General features: G+C 64.4%; 22 protein-coding genes and 1 tRNA gene. 10 read left to right on the top strand and 13 right to left on the bottom strand.

What is annotated here, in order from left to right; genetic code table 11:
- Positions 1-306 (bottom strand): hypothetical protein, encoded by a 306-nt coding sequence (locus FJ988_RS14110; RefSeq protein WP_246688537.1) that lies wholly within the window; start codon positions 304-306, stop codon positions 1-3.
- Between the two features lie 353 nt (positions 307-659).
- Here FJ988_RS14110 and FJ988_RS14105 point away from each other — a divergent pair, with 353 nt between their 5' ends.
- The 6 genes from FJ988_RS14105 (at position 660) to FJ988_RS14080 (ending at position 8,346) form a co-directional block, all read left to right on the top strand.
- On the top strand, positions 660-3,098 hold the full coding sequence (locus tag FJ988_RS14105; RefSeq protein WP_140818624.1) for an ATP-binding protein: 2,439 nt from the start codon (positions 660-662) through the stop codon (positions 3,096-3,098).
- Between the two features lie 5 nt (positions 3,099-3,103).
- The gene (locus tag FJ988_RS14100) at positions 3,104-3,490 is read left to right on the top strand and encodes a response regulator (RefSeq protein ID WP_140818622.1); all 387 of its coding nucleotides are present in this window, start codon (positions 3,104-3,106) and stop codon (positions 3,488-3,490) included.
- A gap of 227 nt (positions 3,491-3,717) precedes the next feature.
- Entirely contained in the window at positions 3,718-4,107 is a 390-nt protein-coding gene (locus FJ988_RS14095) for a response regulator transcription factor (protein ID WP_140818620.1), read from the top strand.
- Positions 4,107-5,882 (top strand): YaiO family outer membrane beta-barrel protein, encoded by a 1,776-nt coding sequence (locus FJ988_RS14090; protein ID WP_140818618.1) that lies wholly within the window; start codon positions 4,107-4,109, stop codon positions 5,880-5,882. Before FJ988_RS14095 ends, FJ988_RS14090 begins: the two co-directional genes overlap by 1 nt.
- 2 nt (positions 5,883-5,884) lie before the next feature.
- Positions 5,885-6,922, top strand: a complete 1,038-nt coding sequence (locus tag FJ988_RS14085) for a HEAT repeat domain-containing protein (RefSeq protein ID WP_140818616.1) — start codon at positions 5,885-5,887, stop codon at positions 6,920-6,922.
- Entirely contained in the window at positions 6,919-8,346 is a 1,428-nt protein-coding gene (locus FJ988_RS14080; RefSeq protein ID WP_181183528.1) for a glycosyltransferase family 2 protein, read from the top strand. The genes FJ988_RS14085 and FJ988_RS14080 overlap by 4 nt, the downstream gene beginning before the upstream one ends.
- Positions 8,347-8,352: 6 nt before the next feature.
- On the opposite strand, the gene FJ988_RS14075 is transcribed toward FJ988_RS14080, so the two are convergent.
- Entirely contained in the window at positions 8,353-8,709 is a 357-nt protein-coding gene (locus FJ988_RS14075) for an Hpt domain-containing protein (RefSeq protein WP_140818614.1), read from the bottom strand.
- A gap of 64 nt (positions 8,710-8,773) precedes the next feature.
- Positions 8,774-8,850: transfer RNA gene (locus tag FJ988_RS14070), tRNA-Pro, on the bottom strand.
- Positions 8,851-9,059: 209 nt separating this feature from the next.
- Between FJ988_RS14070 and FJ988_RS14065 the strand changes: the two genes are divergently transcribed.
- The gene (locus tag FJ988_RS14065) at positions 9,060-11,297 is read left to right on the top strand and encodes a mannose-1-phosphate guanylyltransferase/mannose-6-phosphate isomerase (RefSeq protein WP_140818612.1); all 2,238 of its coding nucleotides are present in this window, start codon (positions 9,060-9,062) and stop codon (positions 11,295-11,297) included.
- Positions 11,298-11,313: 16 nt separating this feature from the next.
- Here the strand turns inward: FJ988_RS14065 and FJ988_RS14060 are convergent, their stop codons facing one another.
- The 7 genes from FJ988_RS14060 to betI all read right to left on the bottom strand — a co-directional run bounded on the left by FJ988_RS14060 (position 11,314) and on the right by betI (position 18,223).
- Complete coding sequence (locus FJ988_RS14060) at positions 11,314-11,616, bottom strand: type II toxin-antitoxin system RelE/ParE family toxin (protein WP_140818610.1); 303 nt, start codon at positions 11,614-11,616, stop codon at positions 11,314-11,316.
- Positions 11,617-11,874 carry a type II toxin-antitoxin system ParD family antitoxin gene (locus tag FJ988_RS14055; protein WP_140818608.1) on the bottom strand — a complete coding sequence of 86 codons (258 nt, stop codon included), beginning with the start codon at positions 11,872-11,874 and terminating at the stop codon, positions 11,617-11,619. It abuts the gene before it with no gap.
- Positions 11,875-11,942: 68 nt separating this feature from the next.
- Entirely contained in the window at positions 11,943-13,406 is a 1,464-nt protein-coding gene (gene betB, locus FJ988_RS14050; RefSeq protein ID WP_140818606.1) for a betaine-aldehyde dehydrogenase, read from the bottom strand.
- Positions 13,407-13,460: 54 nt separating this feature from the next.
- Entirely contained in the window at positions 13,461-15,113 is a 1,653-nt protein-coding gene (gene betA, locus FJ988_RS14045; RefSeq protein ID WP_140818604.1) for a choline dehydrogenase, read from the bottom strand.
- Positions 15,106-16,110, bottom strand: a complete 1,005-nt coding sequence (locus tag FJ988_RS14040; RefSeq protein WP_181183527.1) for a threonine/serine dehydratase — start codon at positions 16,108-16,110, stop codon at positions 15,106-15,108. Before FJ988_RS14040 ends, betA begins: the two co-directional genes overlap by 8 nt.
- Positions 16,107-17,636, bottom strand: coding sequence for a choline-sulfatase (gene betC / locus FJ988_RS14035; RefSeq protein WP_140818600.1), 1,530 nt, complete (start codon positions 17,634-17,636; stop codon positions 16,107-16,109). Before betC ends, FJ988_RS14040 begins: the two co-directional genes overlap by 4 nt.
- Positions 17,633-18,223 carry a choline-responsive transcriptional repressor BetI gene (gene betI, locus FJ988_RS14030; RefSeq protein WP_140818598.1) on the bottom strand — a complete coding sequence of 197 codons (591 nt, stop codon included), beginning with the start codon at positions 18,221-18,223 and terminating at the stop codon, positions 17,633-17,635. Before betI ends, betC begins: the two co-directional genes overlap by 4 nt.
- Before the next feature lie 192 nt (positions 18,224-18,415).
- Here betI and FJ988_RS14025 point away from each other — a divergent pair, with 192 nt between their 5' ends.
- Together FJ988_RS14025 and FJ988_RS14020 are read left to right on the top strand one after the other, a co-directional pair.
- Entirely contained in the window at positions 18,416-19,582 is a 1,167-nt protein-coding gene (locus tag FJ988_RS14025; protein WP_140818595.1) for an acetyl-CoA acetyltransferase, read from the top strand.
- Between the two features lie 52 nt (positions 19,583-19,634).
- Positions 19,635-20,636: an asparaginase gene (locus FJ988_RS14020; RefSeq protein WP_140818593.1), complete on the top strand. Its 1,002-nt coding sequence runs from the start codon at positions 19,635-19,637 to the stop codon at positions 20,634-20,636.
- Between the two features lie 6 nt (positions 20,637-20,642).
- Here FJ988_RS14020 and FJ988_RS14015 read toward each other — a convergent pair whose 3' ends face one another.
- Positions 20,643-22,019: a TIGR03808 family TAT-translocated repetitive protein gene (locus tag FJ988_RS14015; protein WP_140818591.1), complete on the bottom strand. Its 1,377-nt coding sequence runs from the start codon at positions 22,017-22,019 to the stop codon at positions 20,643-20,645.
- A gap of 104 nt (positions 22,020-22,123) precedes the next feature.
- Here FJ988_RS14015 and greA point away from each other — a divergent pair, with 104 nt between their 5' ends.
- A complete protein-coding gene (greA, locus tag FJ988_RS14010; RefSeq protein ID WP_140818589.1) occupies positions 22,124-22,606 on the top strand; it encodes a transcription elongation factor GreA in 483 nt (160 codons plus the stop codon).
- Here the strand turns inward: greA and FJ988_RS14005 are convergent.
- Both FJ988_RS14005 and FJ988_RS14000 read right to left on the bottom strand, forming a co-directional pair.
- The gene (locus FJ988_RS14005) at positions 22,603-22,989 is read right to left on the bottom strand and encodes a type II toxin-antitoxin system death-on-curing family toxin (protein ID WP_140818587.1); all 387 of its coding nucleotides are present in this window, start codon (positions 22,987-22,989) and stop codon (positions 22,603-22,605) included. The genes greA and FJ988_RS14005 overlap by 4 nt on opposite strands.
- Positions 22,986-23,216, bottom strand: coding sequence for an AbrB/MazE/SpoVT family DNA-binding domain-containing protein (locus tag FJ988_RS14000; protein WP_140818584.1), 231 nt, complete (start codon positions 23,214-23,216; stop codon positions 22,986-22,988). The genes FJ988_RS14005 and FJ988_RS14000 overlap by 4 nt, the downstream gene beginning before the upstream one ends.
- Positions 23,217-23,242 lie beyond the last annotated feature (26 nt).

Raw genomic sequence — 23,242 nt, 5'->3', positions numbered from 1 at the left:
TCATTGCGAGGACGGGCACCTTTGCTTTCGCATCGCGGCCATCACCTGCTGCTGTTGCTGCAGTCGTTCGATCTTTGCGGTTTCGCGGTTGGCCACCGCCGTCTTCACGCGCTCGCCGCCCAGCAGCCATGTAGGCACGCTGGTGCTTGCGACCTTGCCGCGGGCGATTGCTGTCCGCGAGATATCGGTGGCGGTGTCGCCGAGCGCGACGTTGAGTTCGCTGCAGCTCATTTTGTCGTATTTCGCCGGGCCGATCGAGGCCACGGTCGACGAGCAGCCTGCCGCGGCGAGCAGAATGACGGTCATCGCCGAAAAGGCTCCTGGCTTGAATTTCATACGCTCAACCCGCTCTCGTCGTTCCCAGATAAGGTTACAGCCAAATAGGGCAGGGGCCATTAGGTCAAAGGAAGAGCCTGCTGTCGAGCCCAATGGGCGTCGGCGATCGTTCCGGGCCAGATGTTCAGGGCCGAAAGGCTAATGTGGTAGCGGGAAGCCATATCGAGCGAAGCGCCGGTTTCCACCCGGAATTGAGTAAAAACAAAGAGATAGTGCGTTTCACCATTTTCGTGAAACGGTAAAACGCACCAGTTGATGCACCGGCTCTTTAGACCTCGGATAGGTTTTGCCGATATTTATCGAAGAAAAGGAGCAGGAAAGTCATGAGCGAAGTCTGGCATTCACTCCTCGCCAATCTTGCCCTCGTCTCGATTCTGGTCGTCGCCTGGGACCTAGTGGCTGATTTCACCGGGCGTCTCCCGCGGCTGATACAGTCGCTGCTTCTCGGCGTGGTCATGTGTGCGGGCTCGATCATTTCGATGGCGACAGCGCTAAACGTCTCGGGCTTCGTCGTCGACCTGCGTGCCGCATTCATCGCTGCCGCCGCGTTCTTCGGTGGATGGCCGGCAATGTTCGTAGCCGCCATCGGCTCCGTCGCCTATCGCCTCTATCTCGGCGGGCAGGGCGCCAATGTCGGGGTCATGGGCATCCTGATTACCGCGGTCGTCGGCATGGCATGGTTCCATATCGTTGCGGCCCGCTCCCGCACCATGTTCGACATACTCGGCCTCGGCGTCACGGTGGCGCTGGCTGGATTGATCACGCTTCTGGTCATCCCGCACCAGGTCCTCACCGGCTTCGTTCAGCAGAGCACCTGGCCGTCCCTCGTGTTCCGCTTCATCGGCACGTTCATCATCGGCGTGCTGCTCGATAGGCAGCAGAGGCGGCGCGATCTGGCGCAATCCAATATGGTCTACCGGGCCATGGTCCGCGAACTGCCGGATTGCCTCAACGTGAAGGATGTCGACGGCCGTTTCGTCGTCGCCAACCCGGCCACCGCCGAAATGATGGGCGTCGCTTCGGTCGAGGAGCTGATCGGCAAGACGGACTTCGATTTCTATCCGCAGGAGTTAGCCGAGCGCTTCAGGCAGGATGAGACCGGCGCGCTTGAAGCCGGGCAGACATTGCGCGTCGACCAGCCTGCGCAGTTCCGGGACGGAAGGCAGGGCTGGCTCTATACTTTGAAGGCGCCGTTCCGCGACGAGGTCGGCAAGACCGTCGGCGTCATCACCTACAACCGCGACATCACCGAGCAGAAGAAAAACGCCCAGCTCAAGAACGACTTCATCTCGACGGTCAGCCACGAATTGCGCACGCCGCTGACATCGATCCGCGGCTCGCTCGGCCTGATCGCGGCGGGCGTTGCGGGCGAATTGCCGGCCAAGGCCGCCAACCTCGTCAACATTGCCCACAACAATAGCGAAAGGCTGGTCCTCCTGATCAACGACATTCTCGACATGGAGAAGATCGAATCGGGCGTGATCACCTTCAAGATCAAGCAGGTGGCAGTCCGTCCGGTGCTGGAGCAAGCCATTGCCGCAAGCTCCAGCTACATGGCCGAGAACAAGATCCGCATGGTGCTGGTCGATGATGCCCCGCGTGCCGAGGCTAATATCGACCCAGACCGCATGCATCAGGTGATGGCCAACCTGCTGTCGAATGCGATCAAGTTCTCCGATCCCGGTGGCACCGTGACGGTGAAGGTGCAGCGTCGCGACCGCGACATGCTGCGCATCTCGGTGATCGACCAGGGCGCCGGCATTCCGGAAGCGTTCCGCAGCCGCATATTCGGAAAGTTCGAGCAGGCGGATGCGTCGAGCACCCGAAAAAAGGGCGGCACGGGCCTCGGCTTGAGCATCGTCAAGACCATCGTCGAAAAGCTGGGCGGCGCCGTTTCCTTCGAAACCGAGGAGGGCAAGGGGACCGCGTTTCACGTCGACCTCGCCGAAGCGCACAGCCAGATCGAGAAGCCGGTTTTTGTCGAGCGCCGGGCGCGCAAGCGCGATGGCCGCCTGCGTGTCCTCATTTGCGAGGACGAGGCCGACATCGCCGCCGTGATCGCGGCGCTTCTCGACGCGGAGGGTTTTTCCAGCGACGTCGCCCCCGACATCGACACTGCCAAGGCGCTTCTGAGCTCTCGCGACTATGTGGCGCTGACGCTGGACATCAAGCTTGCCGGACAATCCGGTATCAAGCTTTTCCATGACATCAGAGCGTCAAAGGTGAACTCGGAAATTGCCGTCATCGTCATCTCTGCCGTCGCCGACGAGGCCAGGCGCTCGCTGAACGGCAATGCCATCGGTATTGTCGACTGGCTGGAGAAGCCGGTGGATTCGAAACGGCTTCATGCCGCTCTCGCCAAGATCGTCGGCCGCAGGGTCGAGCCCAAGCCGCGGATCCTGCATGTCGAGGACGACGAGGGCGTGCTTGCGGTGATGTCGGAGGGCCTGGGCTCCGGCGTGTCGATCACCTCGGCGAAAACGCTGAAGGACGCGCAGGAGACGATCGCGCGCCATCGCTTCGACCTGGTCATTCTGGACATTGCGCTGCCCGATGGGTCTGGGCTGGATCTGCTTGCCGGTCTGCCGCTCGAGACCGGGGTCATCGTGTTCTCGGCCGCGGAACTCGACCAGAAACTCGGCGACCGGGTGCAGGCGATCATGACCAAGACGAGGGCTTCCGAGATAGACGTCGCCAAGCTGGTCAGAAACATGCTGGCCTCGTCGCGCGACGGCGCAGCGCCGCCCCAAGCCAGGGAGTGACGATCATGCCGGCAAGGATCCTCTATGTTGATGATGAGGACGATATCCGCGAAATCGCCCAGATGTCGCTGGAACTCGACCCGGAGTTCGAGGTGAGGTCCAGCCCCTCGGGTATCAAGGCGCTGGCCGATGCAGCCGCATGGCGGCCCGACCTCATCCTGCTCGACGTGATGATGCCGGACATGGACGGGCCCGAAACCTTGAAGCGCCTGGGTGAATCGCCGGCGACGGCGTTGATACCGGTCGTGTTCATCACCGCGCGCACCCAGACCCATGAGGTGGAGCGCTATCTCGCCATGGGAGCGGTAGGGGTCATCGCCAAACCTTTCGACCCGATGGCGCTGGCCGGTGAAGTCAGGAAGCTGCTCTCGTCGGCCAATGGCCCCGGCTAAGGCATCCCGGCGGGCGGGCAAGAAGCCTGTCGGCAAGCTGGATATGGTGTTTACGCCTCCTATACCATACCCCGATTTTCATCTACTGATCGTATCGAAAGGCGGCTGTCGCGAATCGCTTTTAATTATGATTGCGCGGCCTCGTTTGAAGTGAACCGCTTTGGCGGATGTCGGTTCATGGTTTGATTTCTCCGGGGGGCAGCGAGGCATAAACCGGAGCAGGACTGGTGGACGGAGCGAAGGCAAGAGTTCTGATCTGCGACGACGATCCCTTGTTGCTCGAGCTGATGGAATTCAGGCTGCGGGCGAAAGGCTATGAAGTCGACAAGGCCGTGGACGGGGCCGAGGCGCTCTCGAAGGCGCAGGACAGGCCCGACATCATCGTGCTCGACGCGATGATGCCCAAGGCCGACGGCATCGAGGTGCTGGCCCGTATCAAGGGCGACCCGGCCCTGTCTGATACTCCCGTCGTTATGCTGACCGCGCGCAAGGCCGAAAAGGATATCGTATCGGCCCTGGAAAAGGGCGCGGACGACTATCTGGTCAAGCCGTTCATCCCCGAGGAGCTTCTGGCGCGGCTCGCACGTCTGATCGCCCGCAAGAGCGGGAAGCGCTGATGCGGCGCGGCCGGCGCGCAACCTTTGCCGCATGCATGTTCCTTGCGCTCGCCGCTGCACCCGTCGCCACGTTGGCGCAGACTGTCGATGAGCTCTACGCATCTGCCGTCAAGGCCAGACAGGCCCAGCACTTCGACGAGGCGGCCGACCTGCTCAAGCGCGCGCTGGCGCTCAAGCCCGACAACGCCGACGCCCTGGTTCAGCTCGGCTTTGCCGAACTCGGCCGCAACGACCTCGACGCAGCGCGCGATGCCTTTTCCAAGGCGCTTGCGATTGCCCCGGCCTATCGCGATGCCAGCTTCGGCATGGCCCAGGTCGAATTCCGCGCCGGCAATCTGGATGCGGCGCTCCCGCTCGCCGAAGCGGTCGTAGAGGCCGAGCCCCGCAACACCGACGCCACAGCGCTTGTCGAGAACATCCGCAAGGCCAGGCAGGCGTCCGCCACCAAGGCCAGCCAGGTCGCCGGCGGCAAGGCGAAGCCGCCTGCAGCGGCCCAGGCGCCGGGGAAGAAACAGCCCCGCCGGCCCGATCCGGTCGCCGCTCTGTTGGAGCAGGGCAGGCGTTTGCGCACAGCTGGGAATCTGCCCGAGGCCGAGACTGTCTATCGCCGCGCCCTCAGGCTTTCGCCGAAAAACACCGACGTCCTGGTCGCGCTCGGCCTTGTCGTCGGCTCCGGCCAGCGCTTCGATGAGGCTGGGCGCCTTTTCGACCGCGCGCTTGCCATGGAGCCCGGTCTTCTCGATGCGCGCCTGGGCAAGGTCCGCCTGGCGATCTGGCAGGGCGACGCGCCACGCGCCCGGGCGCTGGTCGACGATGTGTTGGCGACGGCGCCCGACAATGTCGAGGCGCTCGACCTCGACGGAAGGATTGCCCTGCTCGAGGGAGATGACACGCGCGCCGAGCGCTCCTTCCAGCGGGTGCTGGCATCCGACCCGCGCAATGCCGAGGCGATGGTGGGCATCGGCGATGTGCGACGCGCCCAAGGCGACGACGAGGCCGCGCGGCAGGCCTACAGCCAGGCGCTCGCCATCGAGCCCGGCTCTTCCGACATAGAGCAGAGGCTGGCGGTGCCGCCGCCGCGCAAATGGCGGCTCGACCTCGGCAGCGAGGTGAGCGATCTCACCAACGGGCTCGGCGACTGGACCGACAGTTCGGCCGGCCTTGCCTACCGGCTGTCGCCGCGCACGACGATTTCCGGCCGTACCCGGGTTGCGACCCGCTTCGGCCGCACCGACGTCCAGATCGAGGGTCGCATCGACCAGGCTTTCACGCCGGCTTTCTCGGCGTATGCGCTGGCCGCGGCGACGCCGGATGCCGACTTCCTGGCGCGCTATTCGATAGGCACCGGCGCGTCATGGCAGATCGTGGCGCCGGCAAAGGCCTTCGGCCCGCTTTCGCTCAACGTCGACGCCCGCTACGACAAGTTCGCCGATACGGATATCACCAGCATCCAGCCCTGGGTGCAGGCCTATGTCCTCGACGGCCGCCTGGGGCTGTCCGCCCGCTGGGTGCACGCCCAGGACGATACCGGCACGCGCGCCGACGGCTATGTGCTGCGCGCCGATCTCGCGCTGACGCCGCGCTTCGGCGTCTTCGGCGGCTATGCCGACGCGCCCGAGATCGACGACGGCGCGCTGGTGCCGACGCGCACCGTCTTTGGCGGCGCATCCTTTGACGTCAGCGATACGCTGACTTTGCGCGCCAGCATCGCGCATGAGCAACGCCCGACATTCGATCGAAGCATATTCGGTCTCGGCCTGACCGCGCGGTTCTGACCATGTGGTACATCTGGGACCTTTCGATACTGCTCAGCGCCCTTTCCCTGGTGATCATGCTGTTCCTGATCGCCCGCCGCGTGGTGCAGGAGCATCGCGACAGCGCCGCGGCCGATCAGCGGCGTCAGCTGTTGACGGCGTTGATCGCCTTTACGGAGAGCCGCGACAAAGAGGCCTTGAAGGCGGCGGTGCTCGGCGTGCCGGCCGGCGTTGCGATCAATGCCGGCTTCGAGTTCATTTCGCTGCTGCGTGGCGAGGAGCGTGACGACGTGCTTGTCGCCTTCATCGAATGCGGCTTGCCGACCCTCGTCGGCAAACAGCTGGAGCGGGGCAATGTCGCCGACCGCATCCACGCGACCGAGATGTTGGCGGCGCTAGGTTCGGAGGAAGCGTGGGGACGCCTGCTTGCGGCACTCGACCACGACCGCTCGCGTGAAGTCAGGATCGCTGCCGCCATCGCGCTCTGCGATCTCGGCAGCCTGCCGCTGCTCGGCGTCGCGCTGGACAAGATCGGCGTGGCCGGACAGCGCTCGCGGCGCTTGATCGAGCTGTTCAGGCGCTTTCCACGGTCGCGCTTCAACGAACTTGCGGTGCATGCATCGCGTGTAGACGCCGTGCCTTTCGTCAGGGCCGCCGCGATCGACGCGCTTGCCCGCGCCGGCGGCTTCGGCTTCTCCGATTTCTTCGCCGGCCTGACCGGCGATGCCTCACCCGAGGTCGTGGCCGCGGCGCTGCGCGCGCTGGGCCACACCGGCCACCCGGAGGCGCCGGCCATCCTGGCAAGGGCCATGGAAAACGAGGACTGGGACGTGCGCGCCGCAGCGGCCGAATCCGCAGGGCGGCTCAGCCTGCCCGAATTGGCCGCGCCGCTGTCCAGGCTCATGGACGACGAGATGTGGGCCGTGCGCTATGCCGCCGCCAACGCGCTGCTTTCGTCCGGCCAGCCGGGAGAACTGCTGCTGCGTGAGATCGCCGCCAGCGAGGTCTCGCGCAGCCAGCGCACCGCTTCGCTTATTCTTGCCGAGGGACCGGCCGCATGATCGCCGACTGGAGCCAACAGATCGTTCTTGCCGCCACCATCCTGTCCTGGTTCATCATCGGTGCCGGGCTGGCGCAGACGGCGATCTATCTGCTGCAACTGATCTTCGCCGGCTATGCGCTTTCGAAGCGCCCGCCCGTGGCGCGCTCGGCGCTGCTGTGGCACCGCTATGGCGACGTCGCGCCGCCGATCGCGCTCCTGGTGCCTGCCTATAACGAGGCGTTGAACGTGGTCGAGAGCGTCCATTCGATGCTGGCGCTCGAATATCCGAACTTCGAGGTGGTCGTTATCAATGACGGTTCGAAGGACGACACGCTGCAACGGCTCATCGATGCTTTCAAGCTGGTGAAGTTCCGCCGGCCCTATGAAGAGGCGCTGGCGCACCAGCCGATCCGCGGCCTTTATTCCTCGCCGATGACCGAGCGGCTGTTCGTGGTCGACAAGGAGAATGGCGGCAAGGCCGACGCCCAGAATGCCGGCATCAATGTCTGCCGCGCGCCGCTTTTCTGCGTGATCGACGGCGATTCCATCCTCGAGCCCGATGCGCTGATGCGGGCAGTTCAGCCCTTCATCGACGACCCCGAGCGCACCATCGCCGTCGGCGGCACGATCCGCATCGCCAACGGTTCGAAGATCGAAGCGGGCAGGGTGCGCGAGATCCATCTGCCGCGCCGTCTGCTGCCGCTGCTCCAGGTGGTCGAATATCTGCGCGCCTTCCTCATGGCGCGGCTTGCCTGGAGCAGCATCAACACGCTGATGCTGGTCTCCGGCGCCTTCGGCATGTTCCGCCGCGCGGAAGTGGTGGCGGTGGGCGGCTTCACCAAGGGTTCGATGGGCGAAGACCTCGACCTCGTCATCAAGCTGCATCGCCACATGCGCGATATTAGGCGCAAATACCGGATCCAGTTCATTCCCGAGCCGGTCTGCTGGACCGAAGCGCCGGAAACGCTGAGCGTGCTGGCGAGGCAGCGCACGCGATGGCAGCGCGGCGCGCTCGAATGCTTCTTTCGCTACCGCTCCATGCTCTTCAACCCGCGCTACGGCCGCGTCGGCTTCCTCGGCTTCGGCCACATCCTGATCGTCGACGTGTTGGGACCGGTGGCCGAGGTGCTGGGCTACATCCTTATCCCGGCCTTCTGGCTGCTCGGCATCCTGTCGGCCGAGTATCTGCTGGCCTTCACCTCGCTGATCTTCACCTATGGCGTCTGCGTCAGCGTCTGCTCGCTGGTGCTGGAGGAGGCCGAATTGCAGCGCTTTCCGCGCGCCAGGGATCTGGCCGTGCTGACGGCTGTCGCCGTGATCGAGAACTTCGGCTACCGCCAGCTCAACAATTTCTGGCGCGTGAAGGGCTGGTGGCAATTCTTGCGCGGCAACCAGGGTTGGGGCGAGATGACCAGGACCGGCTTGGGCGGCGCGAAGAAATAGGCCGCCTTACGCCAGCGTCCGCTCTATCTCGGCGATGAGCGCATCGAGCGCGGTGCCGACGGCTTCCTCATTCGCCTTCTCGACCAGCAGAGTCTCCAGCGCCGAAGCCCGTGTGCTGATATCCGCAAATCCGAACGTTCCCGCAGCACCGGCGAGCGAGTGGGCGATCTTGACCAAGGGGTCTTTGGACGAGCCGTGCAGCGAATCTTGCCCTTCGGCGATAGCCTTCAGCTGCGCGAGCTGATCGGCGCAACGGGCGAGAAAGCGTAGGCGCAACGGGGCGAAAGGATCGTTGGAGATGAGGCGACACTCCCATTCCTGGATATGTGTGACCCAGCCGCGCGGAACGGTCCAGACGCTCATTTGCCTTTCTGCGGGAAATCTGTGGGGTATCGGGAGAAACAGATCGCTAAGTGCCTGTTTTTTCTGGTCGGAGTGGCAGGATTTGAACCTGCGACCCCATCGTCCCGAACGATGTGCGCTACCAGACTGCGCTACACTCCGTGACCAGACGGCGGGCTTATAGCCGCCGCGTTTCGATCCTGCAAGCGCCAATGGCTGCACTTGTGTCGCATTTGTTTGCTTTCGCGAAAAGCCGGCTCAGTCCGCTGCGAAAATGCCAGGCGTTTGGTCCAATGGCATGGCTCCGAATCGGATAAATACCGCTCGCAGGCGGGTATGCTATTGATCGACCAACCCAGAGCGAGACCCGAATGAGCCAGCGCATCGTCAGTTTCGTCATGAGCGGCGGCGTCGGCTCGCGGCTTTGGCCGCTGTCGCGCGAGGACAATCCGAAACAATTCCACGATCTTTCCGGCGACGGCTCGATGCTGGCGAAAACCTTGCGCCGCCTGACGGCGCGGCCGGAGGGCGAAACGCCGATCTTCCTGATCGCCTCGGAGCGCCACGCCGAACGCGTCCATGCCGACCTTGCCGGCCTCGACCTTGCCGGCGGCGGCCCGCTGTTCGAGCCGACGGGGCGCAACACGGCGGCCGCCGTCGCGCTGGCCAGCCTGCGCACGCTTTCCGAATTCGGCGACGAACTGGTGCTGGTGGTGCCGTCCGACCATGAGATCTCGACACCACAGCAGTTCTGGCAAAGCATCGAGGCGGGCGCGGCGGCGGCAAATACCGGCCGTCTCGTGGTGTTCGGCGTGAAGCCGACGCAGCCCGAGACCGGCTATGGCTATATCGAGGTCGGAGCCGACAAGGACGGCGTCTTCGATGTCTCGCGCTTCGTCGAGAAGCCCGATCTTGCTACCGCTCAGGCCTATCTCGACGCCAGAACATTTTACTGGAACACCGGCATCTTCCTGTTTCGCGCCGGCGCCATGCGCGATGCATTCGCGGCTTTCCAGCCCGACATCTGGCAAGCGGCCGAAGCCGCCTACAAGGCGGCGACCAGCGATCTCTCGGGCCTCTATATGCCGCTGGAGCTTTACGCGGCGATCCCGTCGACGTCGATCGACTACGCCGTCATGGAGCGGGCGAAAGACATCGCCATGGTGCCCGCCGGCTTCCGCTGGAACGATCTCGGCTCCTGGCAGTCGCTGCTCGATGTCGGCCCGTCGGACGACGACCGCAACGTCATCGTCGGCGACGTCGTCGCCATCGACTGCGAGAATTCCTATATCCGCAGTGAAGGCCGCCTTCTGTCGGCGATCGGCATGAAGGACGTCGCCATCGTCTCCACCGCCGACGCCACCTTCGTCGCGCCCGTCAGCCATAGCCAGCACGTCAAGAAGATCGTCGAGCAGCTCGAAAAATCCGGGCGGCTGGAAACAAGGTTCACGCCGGCGCCGGACCGCGTCATCGAAAGCGGCGCCTGGCGGCGGCGCGTGCATCACTGGCTGTTCGACGAGACGCTGCCGCTGTGGTCGACATCGGGCGTCGACGCGCATTATGGCGGCTTCCACGAAGCGCTCGCCTTCGACGCCTCTGCGCTGATGAAGCCAAAGCGCATGCGCACGCAGGCGCGCCAGGTCTATGCCTTCGCCGTCGCCAAGGAGCGCGGCTGGGACGGCCCGGCCGACCGGCTGATCGCGCATGGTATCGACTTCATGGCAGGCAAGGGCCGCACCGAACGCGGCGGCTGGGTGCGCACGCTCAACATAGACGGCTCGGTCGCCGATCCGGTCGAGGACGCCTACGACCATTCCTGCGTGCTCTTGGCGCTGGCGCATGCCCACATCTCGGGGCACGCGGATGCCTTGCGGCTCGGCGAGGAAACCTTTGCTTTCCTCGACGCGCATCTGGAAGACAGCCGCATGACCGGCTTTCTGGAAACCTCCGACGGGGCGGAGGAGCGGCGCTCCAACCCGCATATGCATTTGCTCGAGGCCTTTCTCGCGTGGCACAAAGCAACCGGAGATCGCGCCTATCTGCGCCGCGCTGCGCGCATCATCGACCTCTTCCGCAGCCATTTCTTCGATGCAGAAAGCTGGACGCTTGGCGAATATTTCGACGAGGGCTGGAAGCCGGCGGCGAACGACAAGGCCAGTTGGACCGAGCCCGGCCATCATTTCGAATGGGCGGCACTTCTCGTCGATTTCGCTGCGCGAAGCGGCCAGGCCGAACTCAGCGGCTTCGCCCGCAAGCTCTACGCCTCGGCCATCGCTAACGGCCTCAACCGCGCCACCGGGCTTGCCTATGGCGCTGTCTCGCGCCAAGGCCTGCCGCTCGACACTGTATCGCGCAGCTGGCCGCAGGCCGAGGCGATCAAGGCGGCGATCGCGCTCGACGGCTCCGGCGGCCCTGACCTCAAGCCCGAGATCGAGGCGCGCGTCGGCCGCCTGTTCCGCTGGCACATCGACCCGGCGCCCCTCGGCCTGTGGATCGACCGCATCGACGAACGCGGCCGCTCGCAGGCGACAGATGTGCCGGCCAGCATCTTCTACCATCTGGTCTATGCGCTGACGCAGTATCTGGACGGGACGGCGGGGGAGGGGTGAGGCGGCGCTGGCCTAACTAGTCGTCACTGTCTTCTTCGAAAATCGCATCGATGTCACGAGCACCGTGCAGGATTCGTTCGATGCGCACATCATCGTCCTCTGCGATGTAGAAAATTACATAGTGCTGGAACGGAACTGACCGTAGGTTCGGCGATAGCGAGTATCGGGGCGCGCCACCACGTGGTGCGTCTGCAATTCGATCGCACCGCGCTCTGAGAGCGGCAACAAAACGCCGAGCCGCAGCTGGGTTTTCAGCATGGATATAATCGCCGATCTCCTCGACATCTCTGGCGGCGAAAGGCGAAAATGTGACAGCCATTTATTTTTGGCTTTTGTCACGGTACTTCGCGTCCAGCCGGTCAAGAACCTCTGATGCTGGAATGCCAGGACCGCTTTCCCTTCCTTTGCGGATATCTTCACGCAAGGCGGCAAGCTTCGCTTGGCGTTGCTCCTCGCGCTCCTCCAGCAGGCGCAGGCTGTCGCGTACGACTTCGCTGGCGCTCGCGTAGCGGCCACTTTCGACAAGCTCGCGCACCAATGCCTCGTAACGAGAGCCGATATTGTAGCTGGCAGGCATGACGCCATCCTTCGGATATTATCTATTTTTATCAATTTATGATAAGTTGGTTGGCCCGGTTTGCCAAGTCAATACGGGCTCGCCACATCCCCCGTCTCGACATACACCGCCTTCAGCTGCGAGTAATTCGCCAGCGCCGCCAGGGAGTTCTCACGGCCGATGCCGGACTGCTTGACGCCGCCGAAGGGCATTTCCACCGGAGTCAGATTATAGGCGTTGATCCAGCATGTGCCGGCCTGCAATTCGGCGATGACGCGATGCGCGCGCGGCAGATCGCGCGTGAAGACGCCGGCGGCCAGACCGAACTCGGTGTCGTTGGCGCGCTCGATAACCTCGTCCTCGCTGTCGAATTTCAACACGCTCATCACCGGTCCGAAGATTTCCTCGCGCGCGATGCGCATGGTGTCGGTGACATTGGTGAACACCGTCGGCTCAATGAAGAAGCCGCCGTCGAAACCCTGCAGCGAGGGCACATTGCCGCCACAGGCAAGCGTGGCGCCCTCTTGCTTGCCGGCTTCGATGTAGGAGACGACCTTGTCCTGCTGCGCCTTGTTGACCAGCGGTCCCATCTGCGTTTCCGGATCGAGCGGATCGCCGATGCGGATCTTTTTCGTGCGCTCGACCAGCCGCTCGACGAAGCGGTCATGCAGGCCCGCCTGCACGAAGACGCGCGTGCCGTTGGAGCAGATCTGCCCGGTCGAGTAGAAATTGCCGAGCATGGCGCCGCCGATGGCGTTTTCGAGATTGGCATCGTCGAAGACGATCAGCGGGGACTTGCCGCCGAGCTCCATCGTCGCGTGCTTCATCTTCGAGCCGGCGAGCGACAGCACCTTGCGGCCGGTCGGCACGGAGCCGGTCACCGAGACTTTCGCCACGATATCATGGCCGACGAGGCCGGCGCCGACATCGCCATAACCTTGGACGACGTTGAACAGGCCATCAGGCAAACCCGCTTCCGAGTAGATCTCGGCCAGCGCCAGCGCCGACAGCGGCGTGTTCTCCGAGGGCTTGAACACCATCGCGTTGCCCATGGCCAAGGCCGGCGCCGATTTCCAGCCGGCGATCTGGATCGGATAGTTCCAGGCGCCGATGCCGACGCACACGCCAAGCGCCTCGCGCCGCGTGTAGGCGAACGGTCCGCCGAGATCGATCATCTCGCCATTGAAGGTGGCGACCGCACCGGCGAAATATTCCAGGCAGTCGGCGGCAGAAGGCGCGTCCGCCACGAGCGTCTCCTGGATCGCCTTGCCGGTATCGAGCGTCTCGATCCGCGCCAGGTCGGCATTGCGTGCGCGCAAGATGTCGGCGGCGCGGCGCAGGATGCGGCCGCGCTCGACCGGCTTCAGCCGCGCCCAGGCCGGCTGCGCGGCGCGCGCGGCCTCGATGGCGATCTCCAGCACGTTCGGCGTCGCTGAATGCAGCGTTGCGATGACCTCGCCGGTCGCCGGATAGATCACCGGCAATGGCGCGCCGCCCTCATCCTCGATGTAGCGGCCGTTGACATAGTGCGAGGCCGTTGGCTGGGCGCGCATGGGAATTCTCCGTTGATGGTCGCTGGGCGGGGAGGGCGCCCGCTGGATGATGGCCTATCTGTCCGCCACCTGCCAGCGCGGATTGATCCAGGGTTCCTGGTTGGACGGCGCCAGCGGCGTGCGGCCAAGGATGTGGTCGGACGCCTTCTCGCCGGTCATGATCGACGGCGCATTGAGATTGCCGTTGGTGACGCGCGGGAAGATCGAGGAATCGGCGACGCGCAGGCCCTCGACGCCGATGACCCGGCATTCCGGATCGACGACGGCGGTGAGATCATCCGCGCGGCCCATCTTGCAGGTGCCGCAGGGATGATAGGCGCTCTCGGCATGGTCGCGGATGAAGGCGTCGAGTTCGTCATCGCTCTGCACATGGCTGCCCGGCGAAATCTCCTTGCCGCGGAAACCGTCGAAGGCTTTCTGCCCGAAGATCTCGCGGGTCAGCCGGATGCAGTGGCGGAACTCGCTCCAGTCGTCCGGATGCGACATGTAGTTGAAGCGGATCACCGGCTTGGCCTTCGGGTCGGGCGAGCGCAGCGTCACCGAGCCGCGCGACTTGGACCGCATCGGCCCGACATGCGCCTGGAAGCCGTGCGACTTCGCCGCCGCCTTGCCGTCATAGCGCACCGCCGCCGGAATGAAGTGGTACTGGATATCGGGATAGTCGACGCCGGCCGCAGAGCGCACGAAAGCCGCCGCCTCGAAATGGTTGGTGGCGCCAAGCCCGGTCTTGAAGAACAGCCATTGCGCGCCGATCAACGCCTTGGAGAACGGGTTGAGCACCGAGTTCAGCGTGATCGGCTTGGTCGCTTCCTGCTGGATGTAGAGCTCCAGATGATCCTGCAGATTGCCGCCGACGCCTGGACGGTCGGCGACGACCTGGATGCCGTTTTCCTGCAGATGCGCTCCAGGGCCGATGCCGGACAGCATCAGGATCTTCGGCGAGTTGATCGACGACGCCGCGACGATCACTTCACGCCGCGCCTTAACGACTTGAATCTGTTTATGAGCTTCGATCTCGACGCCGACGGCGCGTTGATTCTCGATCACCACGCGGCGGGCGAAACCATTGAGCAGCCTAACATTTCCGCGTTTGAGAGCCGGCTTCAGATAGGCGTTCGCCGTCGACCAGCGGCGGCCGCGAAGGATGGTCTGCTCCATCGCGCCAAAACCTTCCTGCTTCGAGCCGTTATAGTCCTCGGTAAGCTCGAAACCGGCCTGGCGGCCGGCCTCGACAAAGGCGCCGTAGAGCGGGTTCTTGCGCGCGCCGCGCTGCACGTGCAGCGGACCACTGTGGCCGCGCCAGCCATCCTCGCCGCCGTCGGAATCCTCCATGCGCTTGAAGTAGGGGAGCACGTCGGCGAAAGCCCAGCCGGTCGCGCCCTGTTCGGCCCAATGGTCGAAGTCATGCGCATGACCGCGCACATAGACCATGCCGTTGATCGAGGACGAGCCGCCGATCACCTTGCCGCGCGGCGTGGCCAGCACGCGACCGCCGAGATGCGGCTCCGGCTCGCTGGCGAAACCCCAGTCGTAGAGGCTCATGTTTAGCGGGATCGACAGCGCCGACGGCATCTGGATCAGCGGCCCCATATCGGTGCCGCCGAATTCGATGACGATCACCGAATGCTTGCCGTCTTCCGACAGCCGGTAGGCCATGGCCGAACCGGCGGAGCCGGAGCCGATGATGACGAAATCCGCTTCAAGCATTGTTCATATGCGCCATGAAATCGGCGAGCGAGACATTGCCGCCGGTAGCCACAACCAGGACGGTCTTGCCCGCCACATCCACCTTGCCGCCGAGCAGCGCTGCCAGCGACGCCGCGCCCGAGGGCTCCAGCACCAGCTTCATCCGCTCGAAGGCGATCTTCATTGCACGCCGCACGGCGGCGTCATCGACGGTCACGCCGCGCACGCCGGCCGCACTCACCGCCGCGAAAGGTGCGTCGCCGGGTTTTCGCGCCATCAGCCCGTCGCAGATCGATTTCGGCCCGATCGGCATCGTCTCGATCGCGCCATGCGCCAGCGAGGAACCCATGCCGTTGAAACCCTCCGGCTCGACGGCGATAATCTCGGTTTTCGGCGACAGATAGTGGAAGGCGAGCGAGACGCCGCCGATCAGCCCGCCGCCGCCGACCGAGCAGAAGACAAAGTCGGCATGCGCCTTTTTCGCCGCCAACTGTTCGAGTGCTTCCAGTCCCGCGCCGGCCTGTCCGGCAACGATCTCGGGATCGTCGAAGGGATGGAGCAAGGTAAGGTGCTCGGTCTCGGCGATCTCGCGCGCCTTGGCCGCGGCGACCTCTTCACGGGCGCGCTCGCCATGGTGGGTCAGCACGACGCGCGCGCCATAGCCGGCGGTCGCGTCACGTTTGGCCGCCGGCGCGTCGATCGGCATGACGATGGTGACGGGAATGCCCAGCGCCTGGCCGGCGGCCGCCAGCCCTTGCGCGAAATTGCCGGAGGAGTAGGCGACGACGCCTTGCTTGGCCTCGTCCGCCGACAGCCGCTTCAGCCGCCAATAGGCGCCGCGCACCTTGAAGGAGCCGGCCCATTGCAGCGATTCCGGCTTGACGAACACGCGCGCCGCGCCGGTCTCTTTGGCAAGCGTGGCCGACTCCAGCAGCGGCGTGACCTGCGTCGCCGTCGAGGTGATGGCGTAGGCCTGCTTCAGATGATCGATGGTGGGAACCAGAATGTCTGCCATCATTCGCCTCGTGGATAGCGCTTGCTCTCTTCGAGATTGTCGAGATTCATGTGGTTGCGCATGTAGCGCTCCGAGGCCTTCTGCAGTGGCTGGAAGTCCCATGGGTAATAGGCGCCGTTGCGCAGCGCCGGGTAGACCACCCAGCGGCGCGCCTGGCTCTCCCGCACGGCGGCGTCGAAAGCGGCCATGTCCCAGCGCGCCCGAACCTTTTCCTTGAACGACGCCACCAGATCAGCGTTGGCCGGATCGTCGGCGAGGTTTTCGCGCTCGAGCGGGTCGGCTTCGAGATCGAACAGTTGAGGGGCATCCAGTTCGCAATGGACGAATTTGTGTTCGCCCTCGCGGATGGCCACCAGCGGTGCGTAGGAGCCTTCGGCCGCATACTCGATCAAGACAGGCGCGCTGCGCGGCTTGCCGCCAAGCAGCGGCAGCAGCGATTGGCCGTCCGTCCACGGCGCGATCGCCGCGATGTCGATGCCGGCGAGGTCGCACAGCGTCGGCGTCACGTCGAGATTGGAAACCGGCGCCTCGATCAGCCCGGCCGGCACGCCCTTGCCGGCGATCATCAGCGGCACGCGCGCCGAGCCCTCGAAGAAGCTCATCTTGAACCACAAGCCGCGCTCGCCCAGCATGTCGCCGTGATCCGAGCAGAACAGGACGATGGTGTCGTCGAGCATGCGGCTGCGCTTGAGCACGTCCAGAAGCTCGCCGAGCTTGTCGTCGACATAGGAGATGTTGGCGAAATAGCCCCGCCGCGAACGGCGCACCTGTTCATCGGCGATATCGAAGGACGCATAATCGCTGGCGCGATAGAGCCGCTGCGAATGCGTGTCCTGCGCATCATACGGGATAAAGGGCGTTTCCGGATCGAGCGCCTGGCAGCTTTCGTAGAGATCCCAATACTGCTTGCGCGCGACATAGGGATCATGCGGGTGCGACAGCGAAACCGTGAGGCACCAGGGCCGCCGCTCCGCATCGTCCTGCTCCCGCGACAGCTGATAGAGTTTTTGCGAGGCGAGGAAGACGACCTCGTCGTCATACTCCATCTGGTTGGTGGTTTCGGCGACGCCGGCGCCGGTGACCGAGCCCAGATTGTGGTACCACCAGTCGATGCGCTCGCCGGGCTTGCGGTAGTCCGGCGTCCAGCCGAAATCGGCCGGATAGATGTCGGTGGTCAGCCGCTCCTCGAAGCCATGCAACTGGTCCGGGCCGACGAAATGCATCTTGCCGGACAGGCAGGTGTAATAGCCGGCGGCACGCAGGTGATGGGCAAAAGTCGGGATCGAGGAAGCGAATTCGGCGGCGTTGTCATAGACCCCCGTGCGCGACGGCAACTGCCCGCTCATGAAGGAGGCGCGGCCGGGCGCGCAGAGCGGCGATGCGGTGTAGTTGTTGGCAAAGCGTGCCGAGCGGGCGGCGAGCGCCTTCAGATGCGGTGCATGCAGGAAGTCGGCCGGCCCGTCCGGGAACAAGGTCCCGTTGAGCTGATCGACCATGACGATCAGGAAATTCGGTCGTCTGGTCGTCAAGGCAGGCTCCGTCCGCTGAGCTTGGTTTCGAGATAGTCTTCGACGAGCGCGATTGCCGTCTGCGCGTCCGGCACGCCGTCCTTCAGCGCGCGGCGGATATAGAGCCCGTCGATCAGCGCTGCCGTCGCTTCCGCGACACGGTCGGCCTCGGCTCGGGGCAGAATGCCGGTCAGCCCGCTCATCAGGTTGGAATTGAGCCGCCTCGCATAGATCTTGAGCAGTCGCCGCAGGGCCGCAGATTTCTGCGCCTCGACATAGAAGGCGAGCCACGCGGCAATCGTTTCCGGCTGGAATTGCTCGTCGGAGAAGCTGACCGCAACCACGGCCGACACGCGCTGTCGCGGCGTGACGGCGAGACCGAGCGCGCGCCTTGTGTCGGTGTTGAGCTCGGAAAGGATGTGCCGCATCGTCGCGAACAGAAGCTCGTCCTTGGCGCCGAAATAATGATGCGCCAGCGCCGACGACACGCCGGCGCGGCCGGCAATCTCCGACATGGTGACGTCCAGCGAGCCGCGCTCGCCGATCGCGGAGATCGTCGCATCGATCAGCGCCTTGCGGCGCAGCGGTTCCATTCCGACTTTCGGCATGTGGGGGAGCCCGGTTCGAGGGCGAGATTATTTTTTATTGACGGATCAATCAATGAAAAATCGACGCTCGGATCAAGCGATCGCGCGGCACTGGCCTATCGCGAAGATCTGGAAAACGGTTCACGATTGAACAATATTGAATCGCATGCCGTGAACAGCGTGTGCTAGGTTCAGCGGCAAATGGAGGCTGTCATGACCGCATGCATCGTCGGCTGGGCGCATTCGCGCTTCGGCAAGCTCGAAGGCGAGACGCTGGAGGGCCTGATCACCAAGGTCGCCGTCGAGGCGCTCGACCATGCCGGCATCGGTCCGGACGATGTCGACGAGATCATGCTTGGACATTTCAACGCCGGCTTCTCGCCGCAGGATTTCACCGCAAGCCTCGTGCTGCAGGCGGACGACCGGCTGCGCTTCAAGCCAGCGACGCGGGTCGAGAACGCCTGCGCCACAGGTTCGGCAGCGGTGCGGCAAGGCATCCGCGCCATCGACGCCAACGCGGCCCGCATCGTGCTGGTGGCCGGCGCCGAGCAGATGACGACCACGCCCGGCCCCGAGATCGGCAAGAACCTGCTGAAAGCCTCCTATCTGCCGGAGGACGGCGAGACGCCGGCCGGTTTCGCCGGCGTCTTCGGCAAGATCGCGCAGGCCTATTTCCAGCGCTATGGCGACCAGTCGGACGCGCTGGCGATGATCGCCGCCAAGAACCACAAAAACGGCGTCAACAATCCTTACGCCCAGATGCGCAAGGACTTCGGCTACGAATTCTGCCGCCAGGAAAGCGAGAAGAACCCGTTTGTCGCCGGGCCGCTGAAGCGCACCGACTGCTCACTGGTCTCGGACGGCGCCGCAGCCCTGGTGCTCACCGACACCGCGACGGCGCTGAAGATGCGCCGCGCCGTCACCTTCCGCGCCAACGAGCATGTCCAGGATTTCCTGCCGATGTCGAAGCGCGACATCCTCTCCTTCGAAGGCTGCGAGCGCGCCTGGGAACAGGCGCTGAAGAAGGCCGGTGTGACGCTGGACGATCTCTCCTTCGTCGAGACGCATGACTGCTTCACCATCGCCGAACTGATCGAATACGAGGCGATGGGGCTGGCCAAGCCCGGCGAGGGCGCAAAGCTGGCACTGGACGGCACGACGGCCAGGGACGGCCGGCTGCCGGTCAACCCGTCGGGCGGCCTCAAGGCCAAGGGCCATCCGATCGGCGCCACCGGCGTGTCGATGCATGTGCTCACCGCCATGCAGCTGACCGGCGAGGCCGGCGGCATCCAGGTGCCAGGCGCAAAACTCGGCGGCATCTTCAACATGGGTGGCGCGGCTGTCGCCAACTACGTTTCCATCCTCGACCGGATCAGGTAGAAGCGGCCCGCGTTGAAACGCGCCCCTTCAGGCGGCGCGTGCGGGAGGCACTATGACAAATCCGGTTCTGGTCGGAGTCACGCGCGGCGCGGTGGTCGAAAGCGCCCATCGCGGCGCCGTCGCGGTCTTCGATGCCGACGGCAAGGCTGTGTTTGAGATCGGCGATACAGACCGTCCGGTGTTCCCGCGCTCGGCAGTGAAGGCGATCCAGGCATTGCCGCTGGTCGAATCCGGCGCGGCCGATGCCTATGGCTTCGGCGACCGCGAGCTAGCGCTGGCCTGCGCCTCGCATTCCGGCGAACCCGAACATACCAAACTGGCCGCCGCCATGCTCGCCAAGGTCGGTCTCGACAAGACGGCGCTCGAATGCGGCGCGCATTGGCCCAATCATGAAGCCACCATCGCGCTTGCCCGCGCCGGCGATGTGCCGAGCGCGTTGCACAACAACTGTTCCGGCAAGCATGCGGGCTTTATCTGCACATGCGTGCACTCGGGCATCGCCTATCAGGGCTACGTCAAGGAGGGACATGCGCAACAGGAGATGGTGCGCGACGCCATGCAATCCGTCACCGGCGCTGCCCACAACACCGAAAACAGCGCAACCGACGGCTGCTCGATCCCGACCTATGCCGTGCCGCTGAAGAGCTTTGCGCTGGGCTTTGCCCGCATGGCCACGGGCAGGGGTTTTGCGTCGGAACGCGCCAAGGCGGCAAAGCGCTTGCTCGCCGCATGCATGGCCGAGCCGTTCCTGGTTGCCGGCACCGGCAAGGCTGACGTCGCACTGATGCAGGCCGCGCCCGGCCGCATCTTCGTCAAGACCGGCGCCGAAGGCGTCTATTGCGCCGCCGTGCCGGAACTTGGTCTCGGCATCGCCTTGAAATGCGACGACGGCGCCGGCAGGGGAGCGGAGGTGATGATCGCCGCGATGCTGGCAAAGTTGCTGCGCGCGGATGAAGCGGTTGCGGCAAGGCTCACCGAACTCGCCTATCCGTCCGTTGAAAGCCGGATCGGCGCCAAGGTCGGCTTGCTGCGGCCGACGGCGGCGCTGAGTTAGGCTTACCTAACTTACCTTGTTGCGCTCCACCGTCAGATGCGCGTAGCCGCTGTCGCTTGACTTGGCGAGGTCGCCGGTCACCGGGTCGGCCCAGCGCTGGCCGATGATGGCGCCGTTTTGCGCGCCGTCGATGACATTGTCGGAGATGACGGCGCTGCCGGAGCCTTCGACCACCGAGACGACGATGCCGGTGCCGGCCTTGCGGATGATGTTCCCTGTCGCCACGACATTGCGCAGGTAAGGTCCCCAGCCGAGCTGCATGCCATAGAGCGGCGCGTTCTCGACCACATTGCCGGAAACCGTCGTGTCGGCCTCGGCGCTGATGCCGACGCCGAAGCCGGGCGGATCGGCGGTGTAGGGGCCGACCGTCGTCAGGTTGCGCACGATGTTGTTTGCGCACACCGCCATGCGGCCGCCTTCGTTGAAGTTGACGATCGAGATGCCGTTGGCGGCGCCGTCGACCAGATTGTTGCTGAGGATCGCGCCTTCGAAGGAGAATTCCGAATAGATGCCGGTCTCGCCCGAGCGCGAACAGGTGTTGCCGGTGATCTGCAGATTGCTGGCGCTGTTGGCGCGGATCGCGGTGAAGGCGCAATCGGAGACGACATTGCCGGAGATGATGACATTGCCGGCGCGGAAGGCGTTGATGCCGTTGCCGTTCTGACCGGTGCCGCCGCTCCGCGCGCCGATGCGCTGGACGCGATTGCCGCTGACGATGGTGCCGTCCTCTGCCGCCTGCCAGCGATGCACCAGGATGCCGCCATTGGCGCAGTCGGACACAGTGTTGCCGGAAATCTCCAGCCCGCCGGCCTCGACCGAATAGATGCCGGCATCCGCAGCGCCCGAAATGTCGGACCGCCCGACGCGGCCGGCGACATGTTCCAGCGCCAACCCGTTCTTGCCGCTGCCGGTGACCTGGCAATTGTCGATGACGAGATGGCCGACGCGGCGCAGGTCGAGCAGGCCTTGCGTATAGTCGCCGAGCCAGCGGTTGCTGCCGTCGAAGACGAGGCCGGTGAGCTCGATATGCTCGGCCTGCTCGGCCATCATCAGATGGCCGTTGCCGCCATAGATGATGCGCGTGGCACCCGGCACGCCGGAGAGGCGCACGCGGGCGGGCAGCTTCAGGTTGGAGACAAGATAGGTGCCGGGCGGCAGCGCTATCGGCGCGTCGCGCTCGCTGGCCTCGGCCAGCATCTTGGTGAAGGCCTTGCTCTGGTCGTCCAACGCGCCCGGCTGCACGCCGATCTCGGTGGCGTTTATCGAGCCGCGCATCGCGGCCATTTCGATGCCGGGCAGCGTCTTGGCCGAGGCCTTGCCGAGACAAAGGCCGGCGACGGCGAAGCCGGCGCTCCGGGCAAGCATCGTTCGTCTGTTCAACATCGGCACAGGTCCTGGCGGTTCCCGCTGCCCGTCGCAGGAATCGTGCCAGAGCGGCCCATGGCAAATCGCTTGTAGAGTTGGCTCGCCAAGCCTAAGTTCACGGTATGAGCAGAGCTTTTACCCGGGAAGAAGACAGTGAAAACGCCATTGCGGCTGTCGGCGAACGTCCTGTCAGCCAGCACCGCAACCTGGTGACCGAGCGCGGCCTAGCGATGATCGAGGACAACCTCGCCGATCTGCGCGACATCCTGGCCAAGGCCGAAAGGAAAGGCGATCGCGAGCGCATCGCGGTGGTCTCGCGCGACCTGCGCTACTGGACCGCCCGGCGCGAGAACGCCGAGCTTTCAGTCCCCGAGCCGGGCAGTGATGTGGTTCGCTTCGGCATGGGCGTCACGCTGGAAGGCGACGACGGCAAGAAGGTGCATTGGAGGATCGTCGGCGAGGATGAGGCCGATCCGTCCAAGGGCAGCATTTCCCACGTCTCGCCGATGGCCGTGGCCCTGTTCGGCAAGAAGGTCGGCGAGGTCGTCAAGGTCAACGGCAAGGAATGGGAAATCGTCAAGCTTTCGGACAAGGCAGAGAGCTAGCTTTCGAGCTTGACGGTATGGTCGCGGAAGAACGCCGCGGCGCCGGCCTCGTCGATTTCCCCGGCGGCGACCATCAACACCAGTTGGATGACGTCCTGCTGCTCGGCTTCGATGCTCAAACCATTGAAATAGAGAAACAAGTCGGCCGCTGCAAAAGCCGTGCGCTTGTTGCCGTCGACAAACGGATGGTTCTTTGCAATGCCGAAGAGGTAGGCGGCAGCGAGTTCACAAAGATCGGGTTGGCCGTACGCTTCTTTCTGTCGGGGCCGAGCGAGGGCAGATTCCAGCATGCCCTCGTCGCGTATGCCAGGGGCACCGCCGTGGAGGCGCAATTGCTCGGCATGCATCGCCTCCACGAATTCTCGCGAATGATGCTCGGTCATTTAGCGAGCGCGCGGTAGGCAACCTCGTATTTCTTCATGCGCTCGCGCGCGATCTTCATCTTGCGCTCAAACTCTTCGGCAGAGTCTTCCGAGCGGCGCAGGCGAAGCTCTTGGCCCTCCTGAACGACGACCACGTTGTCGCCCGCCTTCAGGTTCAAACGATCGAGAAGCTCTTTCGGCAAAATCAAACCTTCGGAGTTGCCAATCTTTCGAATGGTGGTGTTCACGACTGGATTGTCCTGTTGCAACACCA

The sequence above is a fragment of the Mesorhizobium sp. CU3 genome, from assembly GCF_006442965.1.
Taxonomy (GTDB): domain Bacteria; phylum Pseudomonadota; class Alphaproteobacteria; order Rhizobiales; family Rhizobiaceae; genus Mesorhizobium.
Note: the sequence above shows the minus strand (reverse complement) of the source record. Positions and strands in the feature narration are given on the sequence as shown.

What these genes read in the sequence shown, in the direction of transcription:
- FJ988_RS14110 (WP_246688537.1), bottom strand. Translation starts at nt 306, where the DNA reads ATGACCGTCATTCTGCTCGCCGCGGCAGGCTGCTCGTCGACCGTGGCC.
- FJ988_RS14105 (WP_140818624.1), top strand. Translation starts at nt 660, where the DNA reads ATGAGCGAAGTCTGGCATTCACTCCTCGCCAATCTTGCCCTCGTCTCG.
- FJ988_RS14100 (WP_140818622.1), top strand. Translation starts at nt 3,104, where the DNA reads ATGCCGGCAAGGATCCTCTATGTTGATGATGAGGACGATATCCGCGAA.
- FJ988_RS14090 (WP_140818618.1), top strand. Translation starts at nt 4,107, where the DNA reads ATGCGGCGCGGCCGGCGCGCAACCTTTGCCGCATGCATGTTCCTTGCG.
- FJ988_RS14085 (WP_140818616.1), top strand. Translation starts at nt 5,885, where the DNA reads ATGTGGTACATCTGGGACCTTTCGATACTGCTCAGCGCCCTTTCCCTG.
- FJ988_RS14080 (WP_181183528.1), top strand. Translation starts at nt 6,919, where the DNA reads ATGATCGCCGACTGGAGCCAACAGATCGTTCTTGCCGCCACCATCCTG.
- FJ988_RS14075 (WP_140818614.1), bottom strand. Translation starts at nt 8,709, where the DNA reads ATGAGCGTCTGGACCGTTCCGCGCGGCTGGGTCACACATATCCAGGAA.
- FJ988_RS14065 (WP_140818612.1), top strand. Translation starts at nt 9,060, where the DNA reads ATGAGCCAGCGCATCGTCAGTTTCGTCATGAGCGGCGGCGTCGGCTCG.
- FJ988_RS14060 (WP_140818610.1), bottom strand. Translation starts at nt 11,616, where the DNA reads ATGGCTGTCACATTTTCGCCTTTCGCCGCCAGAGATGTCGAGGAGATC.
- FJ988_RS14055 (WP_140818608.1), bottom strand. Translation starts at nt 11,874, where the DNA reads ATGCCTGCCAGCTACAATATCGGCTCTCGTTACGAGGCATTGGTGCGC.
- betB (WP_140818606.1), bottom strand. Translation starts at nt 13,406, where the DNA reads ATGCGCGCCCAGCCAACGGCCTCGCACTATGTCAACGGCCGCTACATC.
- betA (WP_140818604.1), bottom strand. Translation starts at nt 15,113, where the DNA reads ATGCTTGAAGCGGATTTCGTCATCATCGGCTCCGGCTCCGCCGGTTCG.
- FJ988_RS14040 (WP_181183527.1), bottom strand. Translation starts at nt 16,110, where the DNA reads ATGATGGCAGACATTCTGGTTCCCACCATCGATCATCTGAAGCAGGCC.
- betI (WP_140818598.1), bottom strand. Translation starts at nt 18,223, where the DNA reads ATGCCGAAAGTCGGAATGGAACCGCTGCGCCGCAAGGCGCTGATCGAT.
- FJ988_RS14025 (WP_140818595.1), top strand. Translation starts at nt 18,416, where the DNA reads ATGACCGCATGCATCGTCGGCTGGGCGCATTCGCGCTTCGGCAAGCTC.
- FJ988_RS14020 (WP_140818593.1), top strand. Translation starts at nt 19,635, where the DNA reads ATGACAAATCCGGTTCTGGTCGGAGTCACGCGCGGCGCGGTGGTCGAA.
- FJ988_RS14015 (WP_140818591.1), bottom strand. Translation starts at nt 22,019, where the DNA reads ATGTTGAACAGACGAACGATGCTTGCCCGGAGCGCCGGCTTCGCCGTC.
- greA (WP_140818589.1), top strand. Translation starts at nt 22,124, where the DNA reads ATGAGCAGAGCTTTTACCCGGGAAGAAGACAGTGAAAACGCCATTGCG.
- FJ988_RS14005 (WP_140818587.1), bottom strand. Translation starts at nt 22,989, where the DNA reads ATGACCGAGCATCATTCGCGAGAATTCGTGGAGGCGATGCATGCCGAG.